The 26,484-nt window shown below is 39.0% G+C and carries 24 protein-coding genes; 20 read left to right on the top strand and 4 right to left on the bottom strand.

Annotated elements, in window-relative coordinates; all coding sequences use genetic code 11:
• Positions 1-10 precede the first annotated feature (10 nt).
• Complete coding sequence (gene brnQ, locus NOV28_RS07000) at positions 11-1,327, top strand: branched-chain amino acid transport system II carrier protein (RefSeq protein ID WP_255929047.1); 1,317 nt, start codon at positions 11-13, stop codon at positions 1,325-1,327.
• Positions 1,328-1,404: 77 nt separating this feature from the next.
• On the opposite strand, the gene aqpZ is transcribed toward brnQ, so the two are convergent.
• Entirely contained in the window at positions 1,405-2,127 is a 723-nt protein-coding gene (gene aqpZ, locus NOV28_RS06995) for an aquaporin Z (protein WP_255929045.1), read from the bottom strand.
• Between the two features lie 293 nt (positions 2,128-2,420).
• Between aqpZ and NOV28_RS06990 the strand changes: the two genes are divergently transcribed.
• From NOV28_RS06990 to NOV28_RS06950, 9 genes are all read left to right on the top strand, one after another.
• Positions 2,421-3,524: an Mrp/NBP35 family ATP-binding protein gene (locus NOV28_RS06990; protein WP_255929043.1), complete on the top strand. Its 1,104-nt coding sequence runs from the start codon at positions 2,421-2,423 to the stop codon at positions 3,522-3,524.
• A 51-nt stretch (positions 3,525-3,575) separates the two neighbouring features.
• Entirely contained in the window at positions 3,576-3,806 is a 231-nt protein-coding gene (locus tag NOV28_RS06985) for a NifU family protein (RefSeq protein ID WP_255929034.1), read from the top strand.
• A 190-nt stretch (positions 3,807-3,996) separates the two neighbouring features.
• Positions 3,997-4,857: a BadF/BadG/BcrA/BcrD ATPase family protein gene (locus NOV28_RS06980; RefSeq protein ID WP_255929031.1), complete on the top strand. Its 861-nt coding sequence runs from the start codon at positions 3,997-3,999 to the stop codon at positions 4,855-4,857.
• Positions 4,858-4,917: 60 nt separating this feature from the next.
• A complete protein-coding gene (locus NOV28_RS06975) occupies positions 4,918-7,209 on the top strand; it encodes an NADP-dependent malic enzyme (protein WP_255929029.1) in 2,292 nt (763 codons plus the stop codon).
• Positions 7,210-7,832: 623 nt separating this feature from the next.
• The gene (locus NOV28_RS06970; RefSeq protein WP_255929027.1) at positions 7,833-9,050 is read left to right on the top strand and encodes a site-specific integrase; all 1,218 of its coding nucleotides are present in this window, start codon (positions 7,833-7,835) and stop codon (positions 9,048-9,050) included.
• A 249-nt stretch (positions 9,051-9,299) separates the two neighbouring features.
• A complete protein-coding gene (locus tag NOV28_RS06965; protein WP_255929025.1) occupies positions 9,300-9,626 on the top strand; it encodes a hypothetical protein in 327 nt (108 codons plus the stop codon).
• Between the two features lie 144 nt (positions 9,627-9,770).
• Positions 9,771-10,208, top strand: a complete 438-nt coding sequence (locus NOV28_RS06960; RefSeq protein ID WP_255929023.1) for a hypothetical protein — start codon at positions 9,771-9,773, stop codon at positions 10,206-10,208.
• Positions 10,209-10,297: 89 nt separating this feature from the next.
• Complete coding sequence (locus NOV28_RS06955; protein ID WP_255929021.1) at positions 10,298-10,579, top strand: helix-turn-helix domain-containing protein; 282 nt, start codon at positions 10,298-10,300, stop codon at positions 10,577-10,579.
• A gap of 94 nt (positions 10,580-10,673) precedes the next feature.
• On the top strand, positions 10,674-12,854 hold the full coding sequence (locus NOV28_RS06950; protein ID WP_255929019.1) for a VapE domain-containing protein: 2,181 nt from the start codon (positions 10,674-10,676) through the stop codon (positions 12,852-12,854).
• A 34-nt stretch (positions 12,855-12,888) separates the two neighbouring features.
• On the opposite strand, the gene NOV28_RS06945 is transcribed toward NOV28_RS06950, so the two are convergent.
• Together NOV28_RS06945 and NOV28_RS06940 are read right to left on the bottom strand one after the other, a co-directional pair.
• Positions 12,889-13,071, bottom strand: a complete 183-nt coding sequence (locus tag NOV28_RS06945; protein ID WP_255929017.1) for a transporter associated domain-containing protein — start codon at positions 13,069-13,071, stop codon at positions 12,889-12,891.
• Positions 13,072-14,148: a hemolysin family protein gene (locus tag NOV28_RS06940; RefSeq protein WP_255929015.1), complete on the bottom strand. Its 1,077-nt coding sequence runs from the start codon at positions 14,146-14,148 to the stop codon at positions 13,072-13,074.
• A 232-nt stretch (positions 14,149-14,380) separates the two neighbouring features.
• Here NOV28_RS06940 and NOV28_RS06935 point away from each other — a divergent pair, with 232 nt between their 5' ends.
• The 10 genes from NOV28_RS06935 to NOV28_RS06890 all read left to right on the top strand — a co-directional run bounded on the left by NOV28_RS06935 (position 14,381) and on the right by NOV28_RS06890 (position 25,638).
• Positions 14,381-15,286: a universal stress protein gene (locus NOV28_RS06935; RefSeq protein WP_255929013.1), complete on the top strand. Its 906-nt coding sequence runs from the start codon at positions 14,381-14,383 to the stop codon at positions 15,284-15,286.
• Positions 15,287-15,301: 15 nt separating this feature from the next.
• Positions 15,302-15,763 carry a GNAT family N-acetyltransferase gene (locus NOV28_RS06930; RefSeq protein ID WP_255929011.1) on the top strand — a complete coding sequence of 154 codons (462 nt, stop codon included), beginning with the start codon at positions 15,302-15,304 and terminating at the stop codon, positions 15,761-15,763.
• Positions 15,741-16,865, top strand: coding sequence for an alanine racemase (locus NOV28_RS06925; RefSeq protein ID WP_255929009.1), 1,125 nt, complete (start codon positions 15,741-15,743; stop codon positions 16,863-16,865). Before NOV28_RS06930 ends, NOV28_RS06925 begins: the two co-directional genes overlap by 23 nt.
• A gap of 111 nt (positions 16,866-16,976) precedes the next feature.
• On the top strand, positions 16,977-17,858 hold the full coding sequence (locus tag NOV28_RS06920; protein ID WP_255929007.1) for a helix-turn-helix domain-containing protein: 882 nt from the start codon (positions 16,977-16,979) through the stop codon (positions 17,856-17,858).
• Between the two features lie 83 nt (positions 17,859-17,941).
• Entirely contained in the window at positions 17,942-19,651 is a 1,710-nt protein-coding gene (locus tag NOV28_RS06915; protein ID WP_255929005.1) for a carbon-nitrogen hydrolase family protein, read from the top strand.
• Entirely contained in the window at positions 19,632-21,371 is a 1,740-nt protein-coding gene (locus NOV28_RS06910) for an APC family permease (protein WP_255929003.1), read from the top strand. The genes NOV28_RS06915 and NOV28_RS06910 overlap by 20 nt, the downstream gene beginning before the upstream one ends.
• A gap of 5 nt (positions 21,372-21,376) precedes the next feature.
• Positions 21,377-22,207 (top strand): mechanosensitive ion channel family protein, encoded by an 831-nt coding sequence (locus tag NOV28_RS06905; protein WP_255929001.1) that lies wholly within the window; start codon positions 21,377-21,379, stop codon positions 22,205-22,207.
• A gap of 30 nt (positions 22,208-22,237) precedes the next feature.
• Positions 22,238-23,083: a mechanosensitive ion channel family protein gene (locus NOV28_RS06900; RefSeq protein WP_255928999.1), complete on the top strand. Its 846-nt coding sequence runs from the start codon at positions 22,238-22,240 to the stop codon at positions 23,081-23,083.
• A 33-nt stretch (positions 23,084-23,116) separates the two neighbouring features.
• Positions 23,117-24,397, top strand: a complete 1,281-nt coding sequence (locus NOV28_RS06895) for a DUF389 domain-containing protein (RefSeq protein WP_255928997.1) — start codon at positions 23,117-23,119, stop codon at positions 24,395-24,397.
• Positions 24,397-25,638 carry a cation:proton antiporter gene (locus NOV28_RS06890; protein ID WP_255928995.1) on the top strand — a complete coding sequence of 414 codons (1,242 nt, stop codon included), beginning with the start codon at positions 24,397-24,399 and terminating at the stop codon, positions 25,636-25,638. Before NOV28_RS06895 ends, NOV28_RS06890 begins: the two co-directional genes overlap by 1 nt.
• Before the next feature lie 48 nt (positions 25,639-25,686).
• Here NOV28_RS06890 and NOV28_RS06885 read toward each other — a convergent pair whose 3' ends face one another.
• Positions 25,687-26,436: a COG4705 family protein gene (locus NOV28_RS06885; RefSeq protein ID WP_255928993.1), complete on the bottom strand. Its 750-nt coding sequence runs from the start codon at positions 26,434-26,436 to the stop codon at positions 25,687-25,689.
• Between the last annotated feature and the right edge of the window lie 48 nt (positions 26,437-26,484).

Below are 26,484 nucleotides of genomic sequence, written 5' to 3'. Positions count from 1 at the left end.
GGTGAGAAAAATGAAAAATAAATTAGGTACTGCGGTCACTTTAGGATTTGCACTTTTTGCCATGTTTTTTGGAGCAGGAAATTTAATTCTGCCTCCTTTTATCGGACTGAAAACTGGAGATGAATGGTTTTCTGCCATTGCCGGTTTTTTTACCACAGGGATTGTTTCTCCGTTTTTAGGAGTACTTACCGTGGTGCTTTTCGGAACATCCTTTACCGATCTAGGCCGAAAAGTAAATCCCGTGGTTGTCACAGTTTTGGCAGTGCTGATTATGCTTTGTATTGGTCCGTTGGTGGCGATTCCAAGAACAGCTGCTGCTACTTTCGAAATAGGGGTGAAGCCTTTGTTGCCGGAATTCAACAATATTCTTTTTTCCTTAATCTTCTTTGCAATCGTGTTGGCTTTATCGGTTTCCGAGTCTAAAATTGTCGATATTATTGGAAATTTCCTCACACCATTCCTTATTCTCAGTTTGGGAATTTTGGTGACCATAGGCATCATGAATCCTACTGCAGCTGCGGAATCTACCGGTGTTACCACGCAACAGTCTTTTGTTTTTGCGTTTCATGAAGGGTATCAGACTTTAGATGTGTTGGCTTCGGTGATTTTTGCAGGAATTATTATTTCTGCAGCAATTGATAAAGGATATACCAATGCGAAAGACCGTTTTAAAATTACCATTGCGGCGGGATTGATTTCTATGGTGGCGTTGCTTTTCATTTATGGAGGATTGATTTATCTTGGTGCCCATTCCGGTTATGAATTCTCTGAAAAAGTTTCGCGTACCGAATTGCTTTTGAATATTTCACACAACCTCATGGGTGAAAGCGGAACGTTGGTGATTTCTGTTGCAGTGGCTTTGGCTTGTCTTACGACTGCAATTGCGCTCACATCTGCGATGGGAAGTTTCTTGCAGGAATTTTCAAAAGGAAAAATAGGTTACAAAGTCGGGGTATTGCTTACTTGTTTGGTCTCTGCATTTTTTTCCGTTAAAAGTGTCGATGAGATTATAGAATATGCAGTGGTAATTCTTGGTTTTGTGTATCCAATCACCTTTGCGCTGATTCTTACCGTCTTGTTTTTTGGGAAAATCATCTTTTCCAGAACGCCTTATGTAGCTGCGGTAACCACGGCAGGAGTTGTTGCATCGCTCTCTGTACTTCAGCAATTGAATGTCTTGGTGGAACCTATTGAAACGCTAAAAAGTTGGTTGCCATTTTCGGAACATCATTTAGAATGGCTTTTGCCATCTTTTGCAGCTTTCTTTATTGCTGCAGGATTCAACAGTGGAAGAAAAGCGCATCGGGAAGCGAATGCGGCTGATTGATGAGGTCAATAATTCTTTACATCAATAAAAAATTCCTGCTTTTTAGGGCAGAAATTTTTTTATGGTTTTAATGAACTTTATTCTGTAAAGTTTTTGGGATTTTCAATTAAAAATCCATGAATGAAAGCAGCTGCGATGCCTCCTAAAACTGGCGCAACCAAAAATAGCCAAAGCTGAGATAATGCTTCTCCACCTGCAAAAACAGCTGGTCCGATACTTCTTGCTGGGTTTACTGAAACACCGGTCACTTTAATCCCAACAATATGAATCAAGGTTAAAGACAAACCAATCGCCAATCCGGCAAAACCGCCGTTGATATTTTTGGTGGAGGTGGAACCTAGGATGACCAACAGGAAAATAAAAGTGAAGATGAATTCAGCGACAAAAGCAGCAGTCGTATTGTATTCTCCCAAATATCCTGTTCCCCAGCCGTTCGCTCCTAATGCCCAAGGCTTCATCTCAAAACCGGGATGATTGCTGAAAATAAGGTATAAAACTCCGGCACCGATGATGGCACCAATCACTTGTGCAACAATATAAATCAGGGCTTCTTTGGCTTTCATCCTGCCGGCAACCACCATCGAAATGGAAATCGCAGGGTTGATGTGGCAACCCGAAATGTGACCAATAGCATACGCCATTGACACGACACTTAATCCGAAAGCAAAAGCAATTCCTAACAATCCAACGCCCGTAGTTCCGTCGGCTCCTGCGATTACGGCACTCCCACAGCCCATAAGTACCAAGACCATGGTTCCCAGCATTTCTGCAATAAATTTTGCGTTTAAAGTAACATTCATCTTTTTAAATTTTTAATTAATTTTTTTTAATGGATCTTAAATGTTTCATTTCCATTGAATACCAATGTAAATTTATTCATAATTTTATAATAAAAACAGCTTTTAGTCATAAAAATGCATATTTATTTAATATATGATGATGAAAATATTAATATTTGGCTTAAATAATAGATGAACCGGATTTTCAATTAAGATCAAGATCCTTCATTTCAAACCAACAATTATCATTAATTTTACTTATTCTAAATAATTTAAAAATCGTAAATTTGTAAACTAATTTATTACATACAATAATGTTGACGAAAGAAAAAGTTCAGGCATTTCTGAAAGAAATAGAAGTAGATGATTTGGTACACAATTTCCAGTTGATGGGAAATGATGTTTATATTGATATGACGGCGCATTCCCCGGCGATGCACGAGAAAAAGAAACTCGAAGCAGCGATGAAGCAGGCTTTCGCCTCCGAATTTGGGGAAGATATCGTTTTGAAACTAAAAATTGCTTCTCCGGAACCTTCCGAAGTACAGCAAAATTTAATCAAAGGAAAACAAATTCCTGGAATCCAGAATATTATCGCAGTAGCTTCCGGTAAAGGTGGGGTTGGAAAATCTACCGTAGCGGCGAATCTTGCGGTGACTTTATCCAAAATGGGTTTCAAAGTAGGAATTCTGGATGCTGATATCTACGGACCATCCGTTCCTACCATGTTTGATACCGAAGGCGCAAAACCTATTTCGGTGGAAGTGGACGGAAGAAACTTGATGAAGCCAATTGAAAATTACGGCGTGAAAATGCTTTCTATCGGATATTTCTCAGGAGCCAACCAAGCAGTAGTATGGCGTGGACCTATGGCGAGCAAAGCTTTGAATCAAATGATCCGCGATGCAGCATGGGGAGAACTCGATTTCCTTTTAATCGACTTGCCACCGGGAACTGGGGATATTCACTTGTCCATTATTCAAGAAGTTCCGGTAACCGGAGCGGTGATTGTAAGTACTCCACAGCATATTGCACTTGCCGACGTAAGAAAAGGAATTGCAATGTTCCAAATGGAAAGCATCAACATTCCTGTTTTAGGATTGATTGAAAACATGGCGTATTTCACTCCGGAAGAATTACCGGATAACAAATATTATATCTTCGGAAACCAAGGTGCTCAATACCTTGCTGAAGATTTGGGAATCCCAGTATTGGGAGAAATTCCATTGATCCAAAGCATCCGCGAAGCGGGAGATGTCGGAAGACCTGCCTCTTTGCAAGAAGGTTCTAAGATTGCGGAAATCTATACCAAAACTGCCCAAAACATGATTGAAAGTTTGGTGGAAAGAAACAAAAACCTTCCGCCGACTGAAGCCGTAAAAATTACAACCATGGCGGGTTGCTCACCTAAAAAGTAATACCGAAAGGATCAGCTTATTCAACATAAATAGAAAAACATGCAAACTAAAATGGAAGAAATCACCGCCAAAGTTCTCGGAGCACTGGAAAGCATTCGGCCGTTTCTCAATAAAGATGGCGGCGATATCGAACTGATCGACATCAAAGACCACAAGGTTTATGTGAAACTGCAAGGCAATTGCAACGGATGTCCGATGAGTTTCTCAACCATGAAACTGGGGGTGGAAAATACCATCAAGCAGTTTGCCCCTGAAATTTCGGAGGTGATCAGTGTGGAATAATATCAAAATTCCTTCAGACTATAGTAAATTAACGGGCTTTAGCCCGTTTTTTTAGTCCCTTGTTTTTCCGAAAAAATTTTAGGTGAAGATGCAATTGGTTCAATGCTTCCTGCATTGCATAAAATAAATGCTTCTTTCGGAAAAGGTTTAAAATTAAATTAATATTTTAGCAGATTAAACTGTACAACGTATGATTGCTATTATCGACGGTGGGTCCACGAAATGTGACTGGGTTATTCTGGAAAACTCCGGAAAACTAAAAACAAGAACTACCACTTTGGGGTTCAATCCTAACATCATCAATCCTGATTTTATCATGCAGGAAATCGATAAAAATCAGGAACTCTTCACACTTAAAAGCCAGATCGAAAAAGTGTTTTTTTATGGATCCGGCTGCGGAACTCCCGATAACGCCCAAAAAGTGGCGGATGAATTCCAAAAAACCTTTCCTACGGCTGAAATCAACGTCAAAGAAGATATGACTGCTGCGGCTTATGCGGCCTATAACGGGAAGCCTGCTATCATTTGCATACTCGGAACCGGCTCCAATTCTTGCTATTTCGACGGGAATAAAATCCGAACCGATTTGCCGTCTTTGGGATTCCTTATCGGCGACGAAGGCAGCGGAAGCGCGTTGGGAAAACATCTGCTGAGAAGATTCTTCATGAAAAAACTTCCGAAAGATCTCGAAGCCGATTTCATTGAAACCTATCATTTAACCATCGAAGAGGCAATCCGAAGCATGTACCACAATCCGCGTGCGAATGCGTATTTGGGCGAGTTCAACAAGTTTGTGGCAGAAAGAAAGAAACATCCGTATTTTCAGAACATGGTGTTCGACGAGATGAAGAACTTCCTCGATTATCAGGTACTTCCTTATCCGGAAGTGGGCGAATCGGAAATCAATTTCATTGGCTATATCGCCTATATTTATGAAGATATTTTAAGAGCAGCAGCAGCAGAACTCAACCTGCAAATCGGAAAAGTGGTACAAAAACCTATCGAAAGTTTGGTAGAATACCACAAGAAATACATCCTCAATTTAGAATAAATCGTGCCCATCGAGGCTCGATCAATCATACACTTGCAATTTGCAAAAAACCGTAATATTATGTCAAGCAAAAACAACCGAGACGAAAAAAACTTCAACCAGGCAGCACTCGATTATCACAGCATCGAGCCGAAGGGAAAAATTGAAGTCATCCCTTCCAAACCCCATTCCTCACAGAGAGATTTATCTCTGGCGTATTCACCGGGAGTGGCAATTCCGTGTCTCGAAATTGAGAAAGATCCTAAAACCGTTTACGATTATACCGGAAAAGGTAATTTGGTAGCCGTGATTTCTAACGGTACCGCAGTTTTAGGTCTAGGAAATATTGGTGCCGAAGCATCCAAACCAGTAATGGAAGGTAAAGGATTGTTATTCAAAATTTTCGCAGACATCAATGTTTTTGATATCGAAATTAATGAAACTGATCCTGATAAATTCATAGAAATCGTTAAAGGAATTTCACCGACATTCGGGGGCATTAACCTTGAAGACATCAAAGCACCCGAAGCTTTCTATATCGAACAAAAACTTAAGGAAGAACTCAATATTCCTTTGATGCACGATGATCAGCACGGAACAGCGATTATTTCTGCGGCAGCGTTAATCAATGCTTTGGAAATTGCCAACAAGAAAATCGATGAGGTGAAAATCGTGGTGAATGGAGCCGGTGCTGCAGCGATTGCCTGTACCAAACTCTATGTAGAATTGGGATTGAAGAAAGAAAATATCCTCATGTGCGATTCCAAAGGAGTCATCAACCAAAAAAGAGAGAATTTAACGCCTGAAAAACTCGATTTCGTTGCACAAACGGAATTGGAAACTTTGGAAGATGCGTTGAAAGGTGCTGACGTTTTCATAGGATTGTCTAAAGGGAATGTGATGACTCCGGAAATGTTGCTTTCAATGGCTGAGAATCCAATTGTTTTTGGACTCGCGAATCCAGATCCGGAAATTGAATACAACTTGGCCATGAAAACCCGAAAAGATACCATCATGGCGACCGGACGAAGCGATTATCCTAACCAGGTGAACAATGTTTTGGGATTCCCTTACATTTTCCGTGGAGCGCTTGATGTGCAAGCAACGGGAATTAACGAAGCCATGAAACTCGCAGCGGTACACGCGATTGCAAATCTTGCGAAAGAACCTGTTCCGGAAGCGGTGATTTTGGCTTATAATTTAAAGAACTTAAGTTTCGGTAGAGAATATTTCATCCCGAAACCTTTCGATAATCGTTTGATTACCAATGTTTCGATAGCTGTGGCGAAAGCAGCGATGGAAAGCGGAATTGCCGGAAAACCAATTGAGAATTTCGAGGATTACGAAAACGCATTGCTCGACAGAATGGGCCGCGACGAAAAACTCATCCGAATGATGCAGAACCGCGCCAAAGCCAATCCGAAAAGGGTAACTCTCGGGAATGCTGAAGAATACAACGTATTGAAAGCTGCGCAAATCCTTTACGAAGAAGGAATTGCACAACCGATCCTTCTCGGAGAGAAAAAATACATCAAAGAACAGATGAAGAAATTCGGCATCGAGCTCGATGTACAGATTGTTGATCCTGCCGATGATGATCAAGAAGAAAACCGCAAAATCTACCGCGAATCTTTGTGGAAACTTCGCCAGCGAAAAGGAATGAACGAGTACAAATCGAAACGATATGTTCGCCAGAGAGATTATTTCGGTCCGCTGATGCTTAAAAACGGCGACACCGATGCTTTGATCGTAGGATTCTCCAAAAACTATTCTTCTACTTTGAGACCGGTTCTTGAAGTGATTGAAAAAGAAAAAGGCGTGGACAAAGTAGCGTCGATGATGATGATCCTTACCGAGAAAAAACCAATCTTCTTCTCAGATGCTTCGATCATCCAGAACCCGACTTCTGACGACTTGGTCAATATTGCTAAAATGTCGGAAATGGTGGTGAAATCTTTTGCCATCGAGCCGAGAATTGCGATGTTGTCTTTCGAAAACTTCGCGGCGATTTCGGAGACTTCCAAGAAAGTAGCGAAAGCAGTTTCTATCCTTCATGAAAAGTACCCAAAAATGATTGTGGATGGAGAAATACAACCCGATTTTGCGATGGATGCGGATCACCTTTCCGATTATCCGTTCTCGAAACTCGGTACCACTCCGGCGAATGTATTTGTATTCCCGAACCTCGAAAGTGCCAATCTTTCCTACAAAATCATCCGTGGAATGAAGGTCGCACAAGTCGTAGGACCAATTCTAATGGGACTGAAACAACCGGTTCACGTTCTCCAGATGCGCGCAAGTGTAGACGAAATCGTCAACCTCGCTACCATCGCAGTACTGGATGCTCAAAGAAGAGAGGCTGCAAAAAAATAGTTTTATCAATACCTTATCAAACAACTGCATTTTCTGGATTTGCAGTTGTTTTTTTAGAAACACTAGTCGTAATCCGATTGTATTTTCATATTTCAAAAAATGTAGTGCTTTTATTTTGAATTCAATAATAAGAGTAGGTATAAGGTTTGTATAAGGTAGCCTTATCAAACTTTCATTACGAATAATTTAAAATATTCACGAATAAATGAGAATTACGCAATGGAATTGCCAAGTTGGATGAATATATTGTGTGGTTTTGAAAAATGTTCAAAAGAGTTTTGTGGGATTTTCAGATAGGTTGAACTGCACCAAAATGTTTCGTTTTTTTATGCGTTTTTTGTAATAAAAACTTTGTCTTTTCGAAAAGATACGTAAATTTATGTGTTGTACGATATATTCAAATCAATGTTTCAAAATACTTCTAAATGCCTATTAATAGGCTACATTTGTTTTTTAACTGTTAAATTAAAAGCATAAAAAAGCAACGGAAAATAGAATTTGTTGTACTAAATGTTGTACCTTTGTATCAGGTTGCATCCATTTGAATATACAGTATTTCAGCGGTTTGCGTTCCTTTTCAAAAAACAGAATTTTTAGTACAACATCGAAAATATATTTTGCTTATGGCCTCAGTGAAATTTATCCTCAGAACGCAGCAGCCTGATAAGGAAGGCAAATGCCCGCTTTACATCCGGCTTATTCATGACCGACAGTCAAAGTTTATCAGCACCGGCCTAAAGGTTCACCCGTCCCAATGGGATGACGACAATAAGAAAGTCCGCAAGAGTTTCCCCAACAGTGCCCGGATGAATGCGATGCTTATGGCAAAACTTGCCGAAGCTTCAGCAACTATTGCCGATTCCGAAAGAAAATCAAAATCTGTTACTGCCAGAAAATTAAAGGAAGCCATCAAGGGAAAAGACCATGTAAAATTCTTTGAATATTCCGAGAAAAAGCTGAAAAAGCTGGAACACATCTACTCTCCGCAAACTTACAAAGTTTACGCATCGCAACTAAAAAAATTCAAAAGCTTCGTCAATGACGACAGTATTATGTTTGATGATATTACAGTTGGCCTTCTAAAAGACTATATGCTGTATGCCGGAAATGTTCTGAAAAACAATAAGACTTCCCAAAAGTTAAGTATGATTGTTCTTTCTATGATGTTCAAGCACGCCCAGGAAGAGGAAATCATTGATGAAAGCTTGTATCCATTCAAGAAACTCAAGTTGGAGACGGAACCCAGCAAAAGAAACTTCTTGACAGAAGAGCAGTTTGAAAAACTAAAGAAGCATAAGTTTGAAGGACGGTCTAAGGCAGAACTATACCGGGACCTGTTTATGTTTTCGGTTTCTGCGGGAGGTTTAAGATTTTCAGATGTTGTAACGCTTACGGTATATGAATACGATCCAGAAACACACATGATTCGTAAAGAGGTCGAAAAAACCGGGCGTGTACACCATTTCAAAATTGGCGAAACCGCGCAGAAAATCATCAAAAAATACAGAAACCATCCCGACAATCTGGGGGAATTTCTTTTTCCTGCAATTACGGAAAAAAATTATTTTTCGATTGATGCAGAAGGAAGGAGAAGAGCTGTTTCAAACCAAAACGGACTGTGCAATGTCTATCTCCGTAAATTAGGTAAGGATTTGGAATTCCCCTTTACACTCCATTTCCATTTAAGCCGTCATACATTTGCCACAATGGCTTTAAATAAGGGCATGAGGATTGAGCACGTTTCAAAACTTTTAGATCATAAAGATATTTCCACCACGCAGATTTATGCCAAAATCGTAAATGAAGAACTTTCAAAAGCGGTCGATCAGTTTGTAATTTAATTTCTATTCTGTTGATAACCTAAAAAGTAGATATTCAAAGCCTTAAAATCTTTTTTTAAGGTTTTTTTTATTTCAGAAAATTTCTTTTTTAAAAGTTTGCATCCAATTTCCTAAATTTACATTTAGTCGCTAAAAGTGAAAATCTTAATGTTTTCGGTTATGATTTTAAAAGATTTTTGCTTAAAAACCAAACAATGCAGTTAAAAGCAAACAATACTTTCATAAAAGAAAGTCTAATATATCATAGCCATGGCTTCCAGGTATCTCATAAAGGAAACTGCACCCTTCGTGCAATTTTCGTCTGTAAAGGTTACGGACGCGTTCAACGCCTTATTTGATATTGAAAAAATCCCGGAGGAAACCCTCGAAACATACTGCCAGGCACTCTTCACAAAGGCCTTCAACCAAAACAATTCCAACATTCCCGACTTTCTGAACCACCATTGTAGCCTGGTCAAAGATCCCATGTTTTGGCTCAACAAGTTTGAGAAGCTCATTTCCGAGAATGAGGAAATCTTCCATGAGGCAAAGCGTGATTCTAAACTGATGAAATTTCAGACCTGCATTGAACTGTAAAGGCAGGAACTCAAAATTGAAAAATCAAAAGAAAAAACTAAGAGACCACCGGCAAGAGAAATAAACGCACAGTCAGAGGAAAGATATTTCAGTTTTAAGGAATCGAAATTAAAATGCCATTCACTCCCTACGATACAGGAAAAGGTGTTCTTTCTCACAACCGAAATTTTTGAATACAGTACAGCAGAACTGGAATTGATAAATAACAAATTGCCGGACTTTGAACAGGAATGCCAGAAACTCATTGGAAAACTTCAAAGTTATGCCAAAGCAAAAGCAGAAATGCAGAATGCTCTGCCTTCCACCCCGGAAGGTTTATTGCCATATTCCAAACTAAGGATCAACTGCAATGTAAATCAGATTGTTGATGTGTTTTTCCAGTTGAATCGTGAGATGTTTGAGGATGGAAAGCCTTTTATTGACGGTTCAGTGCAGGATATTGTTGCGGTTATCGTAAATTCATTTGAAGATCGAGCGGGACTTTCATTAAGTCCCGCTACAGTTGAAACTATTTTGCGCCCTTCAAAAAATGATAAACGACCTAACTCTCACAAACGCATAGACTTAGATAAACTGTTGTAAAAAGAATAGTCCCGGCGAGACCATTTCGGGACTTCCGGACTTTTTTCTTTCCCACAACTTTGCTTCATAATCTTAAACCCAAAAATATTATGGAAGCAATTATTTTATCAAAAGAGCAATTTGATGGTCTAATCTCAAAAATTAATGAGATTCACGAAAAACTTAACGCTAAGACAGCAGCAAAACAGGAAGTATTCCTGGACAATGAAGAATTAATCGCAATGCTGAAAATCTCACGCAGAACAGCACAGACCTGGCGCGATGAAGGGAAGATTTCTTTTTCCCAGGTAGGCAGTAAAATCTACTACAAACTGTCTGATGTTGAAAAGACCATGCAGGATCACTACAACAAGTCTTTCGCGAAAAAGTGACTGACAATGTTCCAAGCGCTGAAACCTTTAAGCCCTCAAATTCAGTGAGGGCTTTTCTCTAAAATCTAACTTCTAAAATCTAACTTCTAACAAAATGAAATCCACCATATTTAAAAACTTCAACGAAGTAACCGAACAAAAAGATATTCTGAAAATCCTTTCCGATATTAAAACCGGAGTATATCAAAACGCTATCACTTATTTAAGAAAATCTCTTGCCGACGACAAGAAAGAAGCCGCAGAAAGAGCAAAAAAATCCCTTCCGGCATTTACGCCCAGTGCAACATTTAACGGCGGCAGAAAAATGGAATTCCTTACCAATTACAACGGATTAATGGTATTGGATATAGACAAACTCGAAAAAGAAAAACTCCAGCAATGCAGGACTAAAATAAGAATGGATGATTTTGTATTTGCTTCATTCGTAAGTCCTTCAGGAAATGGACTGAAAATTTTCGTGAAAGTTTCGACGGATAAAGAACAGCACAAAGAAACCTTCTTGGAATTACAGCGATATTTCGAAGAATTATTGGAGGTAGAAATCGATAAATCAGGAAAAGACATTACAAGACTTTGCTTTATGTCCTTTGATCCCGAATTATACCTGAACGAAAATTCCGAAATCTTTGCTGATAATCCGAAAATAGAAGATTGTCATTCCGCGCAAAAGCGAGGAATCTCAAAACATCAAAATAATCCGCAAGCGGATTATGATGTTTTGTATGAGCATGCTGTCCGCTTCACCGAAAAGAAAATCCAGTTCACTGAAGGCAACCGTAATAACTTCGTTTTTGCTTTAGCCAACAATCTGAACCGTAAAGGAATTTCGGAAGCAATGGCATTGGGCTATATTTTAGCGGATTATGGCTATGATGCAAGAGAAGTTACAACAGCAGTCCAGAGTGCCTACCAAAACACCGCAGAACATAACACAGATACTTTTACACCAACAAAAAAATCTGCGAAATCCGATCGATTGACGAGTAATAGAAAAAATTCCGGTGAACCGTTCGCGACAAAAACCGAAGACGGAAATTTCTCTGATGACGATGAAGAACAACCGTCCTACATTGACAAACTGGAAATGTTTCTCAACAACCGTTACAACTTTCGTTACAACACTGTTTTAGGGAAATTAGAATTTAAAACGTTAAAAGCATACAAATACAAACCAATGACCGACTTCACCGAAAACTCAATCCTTCGCGAAATCTTAAAAGCCAAAGTGAAATGCAGCATCAATTCCTTACGGAATCTCCTGCATTCCGACTACTGCGAAATGTACGATCCGTTTGAAGATTATTTCAACAATCTGCAGGCAAACACTGATGAAACCGACTATATAGAACTGCTTGCAGATACTATAACCACCACAAAACAAGATTTATGGAGAGTGTGTTTCAAAAAATGGTTTGTGGCTATGGTGGCTTGTGTACTCGATGAAAAGCAAGTCAATCAAACAGTAATTGTTTTTAGTGGAAAGCAAGGTTTAGGAAAAACAACGTGGATAGAAAAACTGATGCCTAAACCTTTGAAAGAATATATCTTTTCCGGGACTATAAACCCAAGCAATAAAGACACTTTAATTCACTTAGCAGAATGTATGTTAATCAATTTGGACGAATTGGAAAACTTAAATAAAACTGAAATAGGTTCCCTTAAAGAAATCATCACTAAAACCCACATCAGAATGCGAAAAGCCTACGGACACAACAATGAAAATATGCCAAGACGTGCATCATTCGCAGGTTCTGTAAACACCGCCCAATTTTTAAATGATACAACCGGCTCACGCCGTTTCCTTTGCTTCGAAGTAGAAAATATCGAATACACCCATAATATTGATATCAACAAAGTGTATGCTCAGGCAGTATCACTCTACAAATCAGAATTCCGCCATTGGTTCAATCAGGAAGAAATCAAAGAGATTAACGCCAACAACGAACAGTATCAGTTAAGAAGTCCGGAAGAGGAATTGCTTTTAACTTGGTTTGAAAGTGCAGAAAAAGAAACCGCCCAGTACTTTTTAAACACCACACAAATTCTGCAAATGATAACAAGCCGGGCAAATCTAAATATATCGGATGCTTCTGTAAACAAATTGGGAAAAGCGTTACGAAAACATGGTTACAACCGGGTGATGAAAAATAACTCCTATGTGTACGCAGTTAATTTTTTGGAACCAGAAATAGTAGATGCTAAAAATAAAGAGGGTTCAGAGGTTAAGAAGGTATGTGCTGTGCAGCAGGAAATTCCGTTCCGCTTTAAATCGTAATTTTTAAATATGTTAAAATAGGGATGTTTTTGTACTAAGTCTGTTCTGCTGCAGGCTTTACGCTCACTTTTTCAATCCTTTTCTTATCAGTTTTAAGAATGGTGAAAATATAATCGTTCCAAAAAACTTCTTCTCGCTCTTTTGGGAAATGTTGCAGTTGGGAGATGAGGAAACCATCCACGGTGTTATAGTCACCGGGTTCATACTCATCTTCCAATTATAATTTTTGCAATAGTTCGTAGTAGGAAAATTGACCGTCCAATATAAAACTCCCGTCAGTATTTTCAGAAATCTGCATTTCTCTTTGTCCATAATCGGTTGCATCACCTATTAAGGCATCCATTAAGTCATCCATCGCAATCAATCCTTCCAGGAAGCCATATTCGTCAACAACAAATGCGTAGTAAATTCTTTTAGTTTTAAACTGTTCCAAAACCCGGTAAGCAGCAGTGTTTTCATGCACAAATAGTGGTTCGCTTATAAATGACCTAAGTTGAAATTCTTCAGAATCAGTAACTTGAGAAAAAAGCTCTTTTACAGATACATATCCTATCAAATTATCCAGGTTCTTATCTACCACAGGATAAATGGAATGGGATTCTATATTGCTTTTTTCTTTTATCATCTGCAACCCGTCGGTAATGTCGAAATAAATTAGGTCTTTCCTTGGCGTAATCAGTTCGCGCACACGTCGGTCTCCCAATGCGAATACACGCTCAACAATATTGTGCTCTATTATTTTCACATCACCACCTTCCACACTTTGGTGCAGCATGGCTTTTATTTCTTCTTCGGTTACCAGTCCGTCATTTTTTTCTTTTATACCGAAAATACCAAGGACAAAATTATTGGTGCTGGTAAGCAGCCAGATAAACGGCTTTGCAATGGTGGAAAGCAATATCATGGGTTTTGCCATCATCACGGCGATTTTTTCCGGAAAAATCAGGCCCATTCTTTTCGGAATGAGTTCCCCAAAAACAATGGAAAAAAATGTTAATATAACAAGTACCAACACCACGGAGATTGAATCAGAATATTGCTGCAGTGACTCGAACCTCGAAAGGAATACTTTTACATCTTCAGTAATTTTATCGCCGCTGTAAACACTTGTAAATATGCCGATTAAGGTAATGCCAATCTGTACGGTGGATAAAAATGTATTCGGTTTTTCGGCGGGTGGTATTACTTTTTTAGCATTGGCACTTCCTTTTGTAGCCAAATTTTCAAATTTGAATTTCTTTGCAGATACCAATGCGATTTCACTCATTGAGAAAATGCCGTTTAATAATATCATTAAGAATAGAACCAATATTTCTATGTAATACATTTAGTGCTTCCTGAGGAACGAATTTGCTATGAAAAATATAATTAACCTAAATAATAATATAATTTCTAAAGGTTTTGATTATATTCCAGTAGATAGCAAGCCTCTAGTATTCACGAATGTAAATTGTACCACCATCCGCCTAAATCTTCCCACACTGAAAGTATGGTATATTTTACCTTTGCACTAAACTTTTATGAAGATGAATAATGCAATAAAAAATATACTGATTCCCCTAGACTTTACCCGTAGAAATGAAAAATTTCTGAACATCGCTGCAGCAGTAGCTAACCGTCACGGTGCTAAGGTGCATGTGCTTAATGTGATCCCTATCTCATTGTTGGGAACAGGAAGTGTATCGAGCGGAAAATTTTTTTTCCACGGAAACGCAATGATTGAGTCTGCGGAAAAACAATTAGCAACTTACAAAATGGTGATGAGGAAAATTACAAATGAAGATGTTATCGCCCAACACGCCATTGGATCTGTCGCTACACAAGTTCTGAAATACAGCAAGCAGAAAAACATAGACCTCATTTTGATGCCTGTGCAATATCCAAAAAGAAGACCGGGCTTTATCAGTTCGAATACCTATGAGATTATCGCAAACAGTGCGGTACCGGTCATGACGATTCCTGAAAATTTCAATAAGGAAAAGTTTGAAAAAATCCTTTTTCCGATTCGCAATGTAAAGGCGGTGGAAGATAAACTGCAGTCTGTAATGCCAATCGCCAAAAAGAATAAAGCCAATGTTCGTCTTGTGGCTATCGACGCTTTCGATCGCAAGAGTAACATCCGGAATTTAGGAAATAAAGTACAAATTTTTAGTGAAAAATTACACAATTCTGAAATTTCTACTATTAAAGAGGATTTAAAATTTTCTTTGGAACCTCACAACGATATTTTGGCAATCGGAGACGAAAATAATTCGGATTTGATTGCGGTAAATGTTTCTACGGAAAAATCTTTTACCCAACTATTCAAAAATAATTTTACTGAAAATATAGTCTATAAATCCAAAAGACCGGTTTTGTTCTTCCCTAAAGAAGAAGAGGCTACGCCTGCCCAGGAGTATGTGGCTATGCCTTATCCAATGATGCCGGTTTAAAAATAACGAACACAAATGCAAATTATAAAGTTTTCCAATACACACATTCCGCTGTCTTACCGTCACGAAGTTGCTAATTTTCTTTTCGAACATTTGCAAGAATTTGGTGACCCGAAAGACGATATTATGCTTGCCTTAAACTACGTTTCCGAAAATGAAAACGGAAAAGGCGGTTATCTGCTTGTCGCTACAGACAAAGAAATGATTGTGGGTGCAGTCGTAGTCAATAAAACAGGGATGCAGAAATACATTCCCGAAAATATTTTAGTTTACATTGCTACCCACGAAAAATACAGAGGCAGAGGAATTGGAAAAAAACTGATGCAGGAAACAATCAAGGTTTGCGATGGTGCTATTGCGCTGCATTGCGAACCTGATAATCCCGCAAAATATCTTTACGAAAAATTAGGCTTTACTTCGAAGTATCTCGAAATGCGCCTACCAAACGAAAAAAATGTCAATAGTAACACTCAATAGAAGAAAACTAAGGGAGAATTTCAATTATCTTAATCGTTTTTTTTCTAAAAAAAATATAGAATGGAGCGTGGTAACCAAAGTGCTGTGCGGTAACGATACATTTCTGTATGAAGTGCTTTCGTTGCCTATTGGCGAATTCTGCGATTCCAGAATTTCAAATTTAAAAACAATAAAAGCCCTAAACCCGGACGTACAGACCGTCTATATTAAGCCCGTCCCTTTAACTTTTGTGGATGATGTTGTAAAATATGCTGATGTGAGTTTTAATACAGAAGTTGAAACCTTGTCCTTATTGTCCAGTAAAGCAGTCTCGCTGAATAAATTTCATAAAGTTGTTATAATGATTGAAATGGGTGAATTGCGGGAAGGTGTCGTTCGGGAAAAGCTTTTAGATTTTTTTGGTAAAATATTGAAACTTCCTAACATAGAAATAGTGGGTATCGGAACCAATCTTTGCTGCATGAACGGCGTGTTGCCCGATTACGACAAAATGAAACTGCTTCACGAGTCGAAACAAGAAATTGAAAAGACCTTCAATATTCGTATTCCCTATATTTCAGGAGGTGCATCTGTTTCGATACCGTTGGTGTTGAACGACGAAATGCCACCGTATATCAACCACTTCCGGATTGGCGAAACTTTGTTCTTTGGAACCAATGTTTACGACGATACCTTTATTGAAGGCATGCATCACGATGTCTTTAAACTGAACGCCGAAATTATTGAGATTAAAGAAAAACCCAATATTCCCGAAGGAAAATTAGGAACAAATCTCACCGGAGAGAAAAAAGATTTTAATAACCTGAAAAAAATAAAAAATACCACAAGGGCGATTGTGGATATTGGTCTGTTAGATTTGTCACCCAAAAATATTAAGCCCGTCAATAAAAATCTCGAAATCGTGGGGCAAAGCAGTGATATGTTGGTCTTGGACCTGCAAAATTCCTACAAGAATTATAAAGTGGGAGACACGGTTGCTTTTGAGCTGAACTATATGAGCTTGTTGAGTGTGATGAACTCTTCTTATGTGGAAAAGAAAGTCATTTCGGATATTGGCTATCAAATAAAAAAAAGAAAAAACCATTTCGTGAAACGCATTTGATAAATAACTATTTCATAATTTAAACTTATAAATTGTTCCATGACAGTGTTAAAATATACCATAATTTATTTTATGGTATATTTTATCTTTGTGGTATATTTTAAATCGCTTATGGAAGATTTTGACACACTGATAAAATATACTGTTAAAAATATAAAAGAGCATGATGCGGACGTGGTAGATTTTGACTTTTACCGCTTTGCCCACTTCTTAAAGGATGCCCCGCATCTTTCGGAACCACACCGCCACGATTTTTACGCTTTAATTTACACCGTTGAGGGTAATGGCTCGCACAGCATCGATTTTGAAGAATACCCAATCGCACCCAACCGACTTTTTTTTATCAATTACGACCAGATACATTCTTGGAATATTGCTTCCCATGTCGAAGGCTACATCCTGCTTTTTTCAAAATCCTTTTACAATCTTATATTTACCGGTAATGATTTGGTGCAAAGCGATACGGCGGTAGAAAGTCTGCCGGTATATATTGACATACCCGAACGCGAGAAAAATTTTTGGCTGAACATTTTTGAAAACATCAAACTCGAATTCCAAAAAAAGAATGGCTATTCTCGGGAAGTCATCTGTTTGTTGCTGAAAACCTGCGTGTTGAAGATGTCCTCGGCGTCAGAGAATTCTAAATTCGAGGCTTCTGTTTCAGACCATAAGGGTTTATTGGTTTCCGAGTTCCGTACTTTGGTCAATCTGCACTTTCGGGAGAAAAAAATGCCTAAGGAATACGCTGCTCAATTGTCCGTAACGCCTAATTACCTTAATGCAGTGGTAAAAGAATATCTTGGCAAACCGGCAGGTAACGTCATTAAAAACCGTATTGTATTGGAAGCCAAACGGCTGCTTTCGCACACAAAACTTTCCGTGAGGCAGATTTCTTTGGAATTGGGTTTTAGCGACAATTCTCATTTTGGGAAATATTTCAAAAATTCTACAGGTCAAACACCCGAAACGTTCCGTAAAAATCTTCAGCATTAAAATTTTCCTTACTCCGAACCGTTTTCTTAAACTTCAGGAAAACAACATTTAACATTTAAAATCTAAAATTTAAAATCAGTAATATGATGAATTCAACACAACATATAGAAATTTGTGCTCTAAAACCTGAACAGTATTCAGAATTATTGACCGTCATGAAGAAGGCATATCCCAATTGGCAGGGCAGTTATTGGAGTGAAAAATCCATTCAAAAATTAACAGAAATTTTTCCGGAAGGGCAGTTGGTTGTCCTTATTGACGGAAAAGTTGCCGGATGCGCACTCTCGCTAATTGTAGATTACGATACATTCGGAGACAGGCATACCTACGAACAAATCACCGGAAATTACACTTTTTCTTCCTTTGATGAAAACGGAAAAACGCTTTACGGTATAGAAGTCTTTATCCACCCGGATTACAGAGGGTTAAGATTAGGAAGAAGATTGTATGACGCGCGAAAAGAACTTGCCGAAAAACTGAACCTTAAGAATATTATTTTCGGTGGCAGAATTCCTTTTTATCATAAATACGCCGATGAACTTTCACCAAAACAGTATCTTGAAAAAGTAAAACACAAGGAAATTTATGACCCCGTGCTGAGTTTTCAGATGAGCAACGATTTCCATGTGAGAAAAATTATTAAAAACTATATTCCGGAAGATGTGCAGAGCAAGGAATTTGCAACGCTTTTAGAATGGAACAATGTCTTTTATGAAGAGGAAGATTCCGACAGAAAAACACCAAAGAAAAACGTCCGTATCGGCTTGGTGCAGTGGAAGATGAGGATGTATAAAAATTTGGATGATTTGTTTACGCAGGCAGAATATTTTGTGGACGCTATTTCCGGTTACAAATCCGATTTTGCCTTATTTCCGGAATATTTCAACACCTCGCTGATGGCGGAATTCAAAAATGTTTCTGAAGCCGAAGCCATGCGTTTGCTTTCCAAATACACGCTTAAAATCCGGGATAAATTTAGTGAATTGGCTGTTGCTTACAATGTAAATATCATTGCCGGAAGTATGCCTTTCTACGAAAACGGCGAACTGAAAAACACGGGTTTCCTGTGTCACAGAAACGGGAAAATAGACCGTTACGACAAAATTCATATTACGCCCGACGAAACCAAATATTGGGGCTTGAAAGGTGGAGATACTATTAAAACTTTTGACACCGATGCCGGAAAAGTGGGCGTTTTGATCTGTTACGATGTTGAATTTCCGGAACTTCCCAGAATCTTGGCAGACCAGGGCATGCAGATTTTGTTTGTGCCTTACCTTACCGATACGCAGAATGCCTATATGCGTGTAAGAAAATGTGCCGAAGCCAGAGCCATAGAAAACGAATGTTACGTGGCAATTACAGGAAATGTGGGCAATCTTCCGCAGGTGGAAAATCTCGATATTCATTATTCGCAAAGTGCGGTTTTCACGCCAAGCGATTTTGCCTTTCCGAGTAACGCCGTGAAAAGTGAATCCACACCAAACACTGAAATGATTTTGATTGCTGATGTAGATTTAAAATTATTGGACGAGCTCCACGAATATGGCAGCGTAAGAAACCTGAAAGACCGCAGAAGTGATCTTTATAACATTATGTCCTGCACCAAGGAGTTTGAAGTGAAAGAAATTGCTTCGGACCGAAAATTGCCTGTAGAAGTGGAGGCGCGTTATACCAGCCTCAGAAACCGTGTTGATATGCCGGTGGGAACTATAGGAATGATTGGCATCAACGAAATTATGCAGGAAAAAACTAAAGAAAAAAATGTAAGAAATGGAAAAGTCCGTTCATAAAAAACTCAACGAGCTACAGTCCACTGCAATCAGCGGAAACGACATTAGTTCAAGTTGTCTGTATGTTTCAGCGCTTACCGTGATGTATGCCGGTCAGTTTGCCTGGATTTCACTTTTGGTAGTTGCTGTGGTCTTGTTTCTATTCAGGAAAATATATGGAGAAGTTGTGGGTGCTTTGCCATTAAACGGCGGTGCTTACAATGTATTGCTCAATACGTCCTCAAAAAAAGTGGCTTCAGTTGCGGCGGCTTTAACGGTGCTGTCTTATATGGCAACGGCGGTAATCTCCGCTTCGGAAGCCATGCATTATCTCGACCATTTAATTCCGGTGAATGTAATGTTGGCAACAGTAGTGGTTTTAGGCATTTTTACGCTGTTAACCATTATAGGAATTTCGGAATCGGCAATTGTTGCGGTGGTAATCTTTATTACCCATTTAGCCGCTTTAAGTTTATTGCTTATTACGGGAATTGTGTTTGTTTTGGGAAATGGTTTAGATGTTTTCGAACTCAATTGGAGTTTGCCGGTGAAGGGCGGAAATTTACTCACGGCACTTTTCTTAGGATTTTCTGCAGCAATGTTGGGGATTTCAGGCTTTGAAAGTTCAGCCAATTTTGTGGAAGAACAGAAGCACGGCGTCTTCCCGAAAACATTAAGAAATATGTGGGCGGTCGTTAGTTTTTTCAATCCTGTGATGGCGCTTTTGGTGATTTTTATAATTCCTGTGGCCGATGTTCAGGAGCACAGTTCGGCATTATTGGCTTACCTTGGCAGCAAAACCGGCGGAAGTTGGCTTGCAACCATTATTTCCATTGATGCGGTTTTGGTGCTTTGTGGTGCAGTTCTTACGTCTTTCGTGGGTGTTTTGGGTTTGGTAAACCGTATGACTTTAGATAGAATCTTGCCCAATTATTTTCTGAAAACCAACAAAAAAGGCTCTTTTTACAGAATTGCAATAGGTTTTCTAATTCTGTGTGTTTCCGTATTGTTTGCTACAAAAGGCGATTTGGCTTCGCTTGCAGGGGTTTATACCTTTTCATTTCTTTCGGTAATGGCACTTTTCGGAATAGGGAATTTACTGCTGAAAATCAAGCGGCGAAAACTTCCGCGTCCCGAAAGAGCAACTGTTTTGAATGTTTTGATTGCGGTTTCATTTGTAGTTTTAGCATTTTTTGGTAACATTTTGCTTAACAAAGCGGCTTTTTATACGTTTTTGCAATATTTAATTCCGGCATTATTGGTGGTGGGCGTTATGCTGAACCGAACCATCATTATTTCGGCTTTAATTTCGGGTTTAGAAGCATTTTCCAGACCTTTCAGGAAATTTTTCGTCGGGTCAAACAGATATTTACGGCGTTTAAACCGCAATATTCATTCGCAGGAGTTCGTGTTTTTTACAAAAAAAGATGATGTGGCCATTATGAATAAGGTGATGCAGTATGTGCAGAATAACGAGACCACCAAAAAACTTAAAGTGGTAAATGTTTTCCGAGCAGGTGATGACAACGGAGATTTAAAATCGGACCTTCGTGTTTTGGACCGTGCCTATCCGGAAATTGATATCGAGTTTGTAGAAATTCCCGGCGAGTTTACACCACAACTGATCGATGAGCTTTCCCGCCATTGGAATATACCGAAAAACTTTATGTTCATAGCCTCGCCAAGCGACCGGTTTAGTTATCGTGTGGCAGATTTGGGTGGTGTAAGATTAATTATGTAGAAATTATGAAAAATATAGAATTTACGTTCAGAGAACTCTTGAACTTCAAACTTTTTACCATTGGTAAAGCCGATATTTCGGTTTCTTCGCTGATATTTTTAGTCATTTTTATTTTGGCTTTGAATTTTATTATAAAACTCATTCGGAAACTGATTTACCGCTCTCATAAACTTGACGAATCTAAAAAGTTCACCATTTTCAGTCTGATTAAATACGTTCTTTATGTTGTTGGTTTCATTCTCGGGATGGATATGATCGGCATAAATGTTTCTGTTTTGATGGGCGCTTCCGCAGCTTTATTGGTGGGTATTGGTTTGGGTTTGCAGAATATTTTCAGCGACTTTGTTTCAGGAATTGTGTTGCTGTTGGATTCGAGCATTAAAGTGGGCGATATTATTGAAGTGGATAACCTGGTGTGTCAGGTGAAGGAAATTAATTTGAGAACCACCACCGTTTTAACGCGGGACGACAAATATGTGATTCTGCCGAACACTTTTCTCACCAAAAACAATCTGTTCAATTGGACGCACAGCAATCTCAATTCACGGTTTGATATTCAGGTGGGTGTTGCTTACAGTTCAGATGTTCAGACTGTTATGGATATTATAAAATCTGTAACTGCCGCTAATCCGAAAGTGGCAAAAACACCGGAACCGTTCGTTAGATTTAATGATTATGCAGATTCTGCCTTGATTTTTAATGTTTATTTCTGGTCAAGTGATCCGTTCAGGGTAGAAAATCTCAAAAGTGAATTGAGAGTTAAATATTTTGAGGCGTTCAGACAGCACGATATTGAAATTCCTTTTCCTCAGAGAGTTGTTCACCAGGCAAATTGATGAGGGTATATTAATTAATATGAAATATAAATGGAAACCGGAAAATTAATACAGTCATTTCAGGACAGTTGGAACAGTTTTGTAGAACAGATTCCCAGTCTCCTTGCCGCAATTTTGGTAATTGCATTGGGCATTTTTATAGCCAATAAACTCACGGACCTTTCACGGAAGTTTATAGCAGGCAAATCGACAGACCCGTTGATGACCAATTTTTTGATCAAAGCCATTAAAACCGTATTTGTCATTATCGTTATTATGTTCGGACTGAAAGTTGCCGGCTTGGACGGAATTGCTACAGGAGTTTTAACAGCCGCAGGTGCTTCTGCCGTGATTTTGGGATTTGCCTTTAAGGATATCGGAGAAAATTTTATTTCAGGAATTATTCTGTCGTTCAACAGGCCTTTCAACATTAATGATACGGTGAGTATCGGCGATATATTCGGCAGGGTAAAATCCATGGAGTTCCGCTACACCAAACTGAAGACTTTTGACGGCAAAGATGTCTATATTCCGAACAGCGACGTGATAAAAAAACCGGTGTTCAACTTTACTGAAGACGGCTATTTCCGGATGGATTTTATGGTAGGTATTGCTTACGAAAATGATATTGACCAAGCCAAAAAAATCATTTTGAACACGATGAACAGTCATCCGCTTTCTTTAAAAGATGAAGACCGCGAACCTTTCGTAATGACGGACGAATTGGGTGTAAATTCCGTCAATATAAAGGTATTTTTCTGGGTGGCAGCCGAAGATTACCGTCGCGATGCCCTGATGATCCGCAGCGAAATGATTGATCAGGTGAAAATCAATCTGCTTACCAACGGTATTTCTATGCCGGCTAATATTCAGGAACTGAAATGGTATAAAGAATAAAATTGTAATTTTAGGGGCTAAATTATCCTGTAAATGAACAAACTTTTCAACCTTCACAACGGCGAAGAGAACAAGGAAAAAGTATTAGAAAATGTAAAGAACAGTATTTCCTTTTCGGGTTCCAATTTCTGGATTTTGGCTTGTGCCATTATGGTGGCTTCCGTTGGTCTGAATGTCAATTCAACAGCGGTGGTTATCGGTGCAATGTTAATTTCACCTCTAATGGGACCAATTGTGGGTGCGGGTTTCGCACTGGGAATTTACGATTTCACGTTGTTAAGAAAATCCCTCAAAAATCTGCTGATTTCTACTTTAGTGGGTTTAATAGTCTCATTTTTATACTTTTTACTTTCGCCTTTCAAGGAAGCGCAGTCTGAGATTTTAGCGAGAACAGCACCTAATATTTATGATGTTCTCATTGCATTTTTTGGTGGTTTGGTTGGCGTAATTGCCGTAACGAGAGTTGAAAAAGGAAACCCGATTCCGGGTGTGGCTATTGCTACGGCCTTAATGCCACCGCTCTGCACGGCAGGTTATGGATTGGCAACCGGAAACTTCGGGTATTTTGCCGGGGCGATGTTTCTCTATACCATCAACTGCGTTTTTATCTGTATTGCGACGTTCATTATTGTGAAATACCTCAATTATCCGGCAGCAAGTTTGGTGGATAACAAAAAAGCAAGTTCCGTAAGAAACTGGATTACGGGAATCACCTTGCTGATGATTATTCCAAGTGTATATTTTGCTTATCGCTTTATTCAGCAGCAGAGGTTTTATGACAAGGTTTCGCAGTATATCACCAAAGAATTTGAAGATAAGGGAAATACTATTGTTTATCGCAAAACTTATTATTCTACAGACCCGCGCAGAGTGGAATTGGCGTTTCTTACACGACGCTTTACGGCGGCTCAAATTGCTGAAGAAAACCAAAAAATGGCAGACTTCGGTTTGGAAAATACGAAACTCATCATTCGTCAGGACAGCGCTTTTTTGGCTAAAGCCAATAAAATTCAGAATAATGAGGCAGCCAATGATGCTTCCAAAATTGCAGCCGAACTGAATGCTAAAATCAACCGCTATACTTTTAACACCGATAATCTTTATAAAGAAGCCAAAGCATTTTTTCCGGAACTAAAATCGCTTTCCGCTTCCAAACAGGAAGTTTTAACCGAGGCAGATAGTGCTTCCGTAATTCCGGTGGCCATTTATGATGCAGATGGCGAACTGTCTGCACAGGAACGGGAGAAACTGCAAAAATGGCTTAAAGTGCGCCTGAAAGTAGATACACTCGAACTTTACAACAGAGAAAAATAATGATACCGTATTACTATTTAATACTTCTTATTTCGTTGTCTGCGGGTTTGGCGTATGTCAATCAGCGGTTTATCAAACTGCCTTTCGTTATTGGTTTGTTTTTTCTCTCTGTGGTTTTGTCGCTTGTGGTAATAATCACCAAAAATTTTTATGCGGAACCTTTTCTTCAGATTCGTGATTTGGTGGTAAAATCCGATATCAGCAGTTCGGTATTAAATATCTTTTTGGGTTTTCTGCTCTTTGCCGGCGCGCTTCATACCAATTGGTTTGCGCTGAAAAATCATTTGAAAAATATCAGCGTTTTGGCGGTTGGCGGTGTTTTGTTTTCCACGGTTTTCATTGCGTTTGTCTTTCATTATGTGGCTTTGCTTTTAGGATTGGATATTCCGATGCTGTATTGCTTTATTTTCGGGGCGCTCATTTCGCCAACAGACCCTATTGCAGTTTTGAGTATTTTGAAAGAAGCCAAGGTTCCCGAAAAAGTGGAAATTACGATTGTGGGCGAATCGCTCTTTAATGATGGTATTGGCGTGGTTTTATTTATTGCGCTAACGGAAATGATTGGCGTAAATGCGGTAGGTTTTGATGCCGGTCATTTTGCGTGGCTCTTCGTTCAGGAAGCCGTGGGCGGAGTTATTTTTGGCTTAATTATCGGTTACATTTTGCATTATTTACTTTCCACGATAGACCATTACGAAACGGAAGTTTTATTAACGCTTGCGTTTGTGATGTTGGGCTATTTTATTTCTTCCACTTTGCATATTTCCGGGGCTTTGGCGATGGTTATTATGGGTTTGATGGTCGGAAATTTCAGGAAAGGACAGGCCATGAGCGACAGAACTGAAGAATACGTCGCCAAATTTTGGGAATTGGTGGATGTCATTCTGAACGCACTTTTATTTATCTTAATCGCCTTGGTTTTGGTAGTCATTGATTTCGATATTAAATATTTGATTTTGGGCGTTTTATCCGTCCTTATCCTCATATTTTCACGTTTTTTGGCGGTAAGTGTACCGAGGAGGCTATTCCCAAGAATTTTAGACATCCGAAAAGATGAAGCAAAAGTCATCATTTGGGGCGGTTTGCGTGGTGGTTTGTCGTTGGCGTTGGTGCTGTCGCTTCCCGATAATGAAACCCGCGATATTTTGTTGGTCGTTACCTATATTGCGGTGGTGTTCAGTATTCTTATTCAGGGAATTACCATTGGCAGATTTTCTAAAAGAGTCTTGAGGGAAAAATAAAATTTTATTCATCTTTCCAACCATAGAACTAAGTTTTTAACATTAAAATCAGGCATCTTCCTGTAGATGTTTTCTGTGGGCAATAAAAATTAAGACAGCCATAATTCCGACGGAAACCAGTGAAGCATTCAAAGTTCCCAAATCCAAACCTCCCTTTGCAAGTGGTTTTGTAAGGAAATCGCCGAAAGTTGCACCAAAAGGACGGGTGAAAATAAAGGCAATCCAAAACAACAGAATATGATTAATTTTCGTAAAGTAGTGCAGTAAGACAACAATCAAAATAATGCCGCCGCAAATCACCGCGCCCTGAAAATAGGAGAGGCCCAAACTATCGCCCAAAAAATCACCAAAAGCGGTACCCAAAGAATTTGAGAAAAGAACCGCCACCCAAAAATAAACTTCTTTGGTACGTTCCGTGATTGGGTACACTTCCAAGTTTTTATACTTTTTGTACCACAACAACAGGGAAATCGCAAGTCCGGACAGGAGAATTATTGTTCCGCCCGTATAGCCGACCTTCAAAGTTCTGTCAATAAAATCTGAAATTTCTGTGCCGAAAGTGGTGGTTCCGATAATCACGAACCAAAAAATCCACGGAACATATTTTTTGGCATTCAATTGAAGAAGAAGTGCCACTAGAAAAATTCCGGCCGTCACCGCTAAACCGACATAATAACCGAGATTTAAGGTTTGTGAAATAAAATCCCCGAAAGTTTCGCCGAGGGTGGTCGCCACAATTTTCATGAGCCAAAAAATCAGCGTGATTTTCGCGACTTTGCTAAAGGTTTCTGTGTTCATAATTTTTGGTTTTTATGTGATAAAACTCTTTCAGCGTTTGGAACGCTG

This window comes from Kaistella montana, assembly GCF_024436175.1.
GTDB classification, from domain to species: Bacteria; Bacteroidota; Bacteroidia; order Flavobacteriales; family Weeksellaceae; genus Kaistella; species Kaistella montana.
Note: the sequence above shows the minus strand (reverse complement) of the source record. Positions and strands in the feature narration are given on the sequence as shown.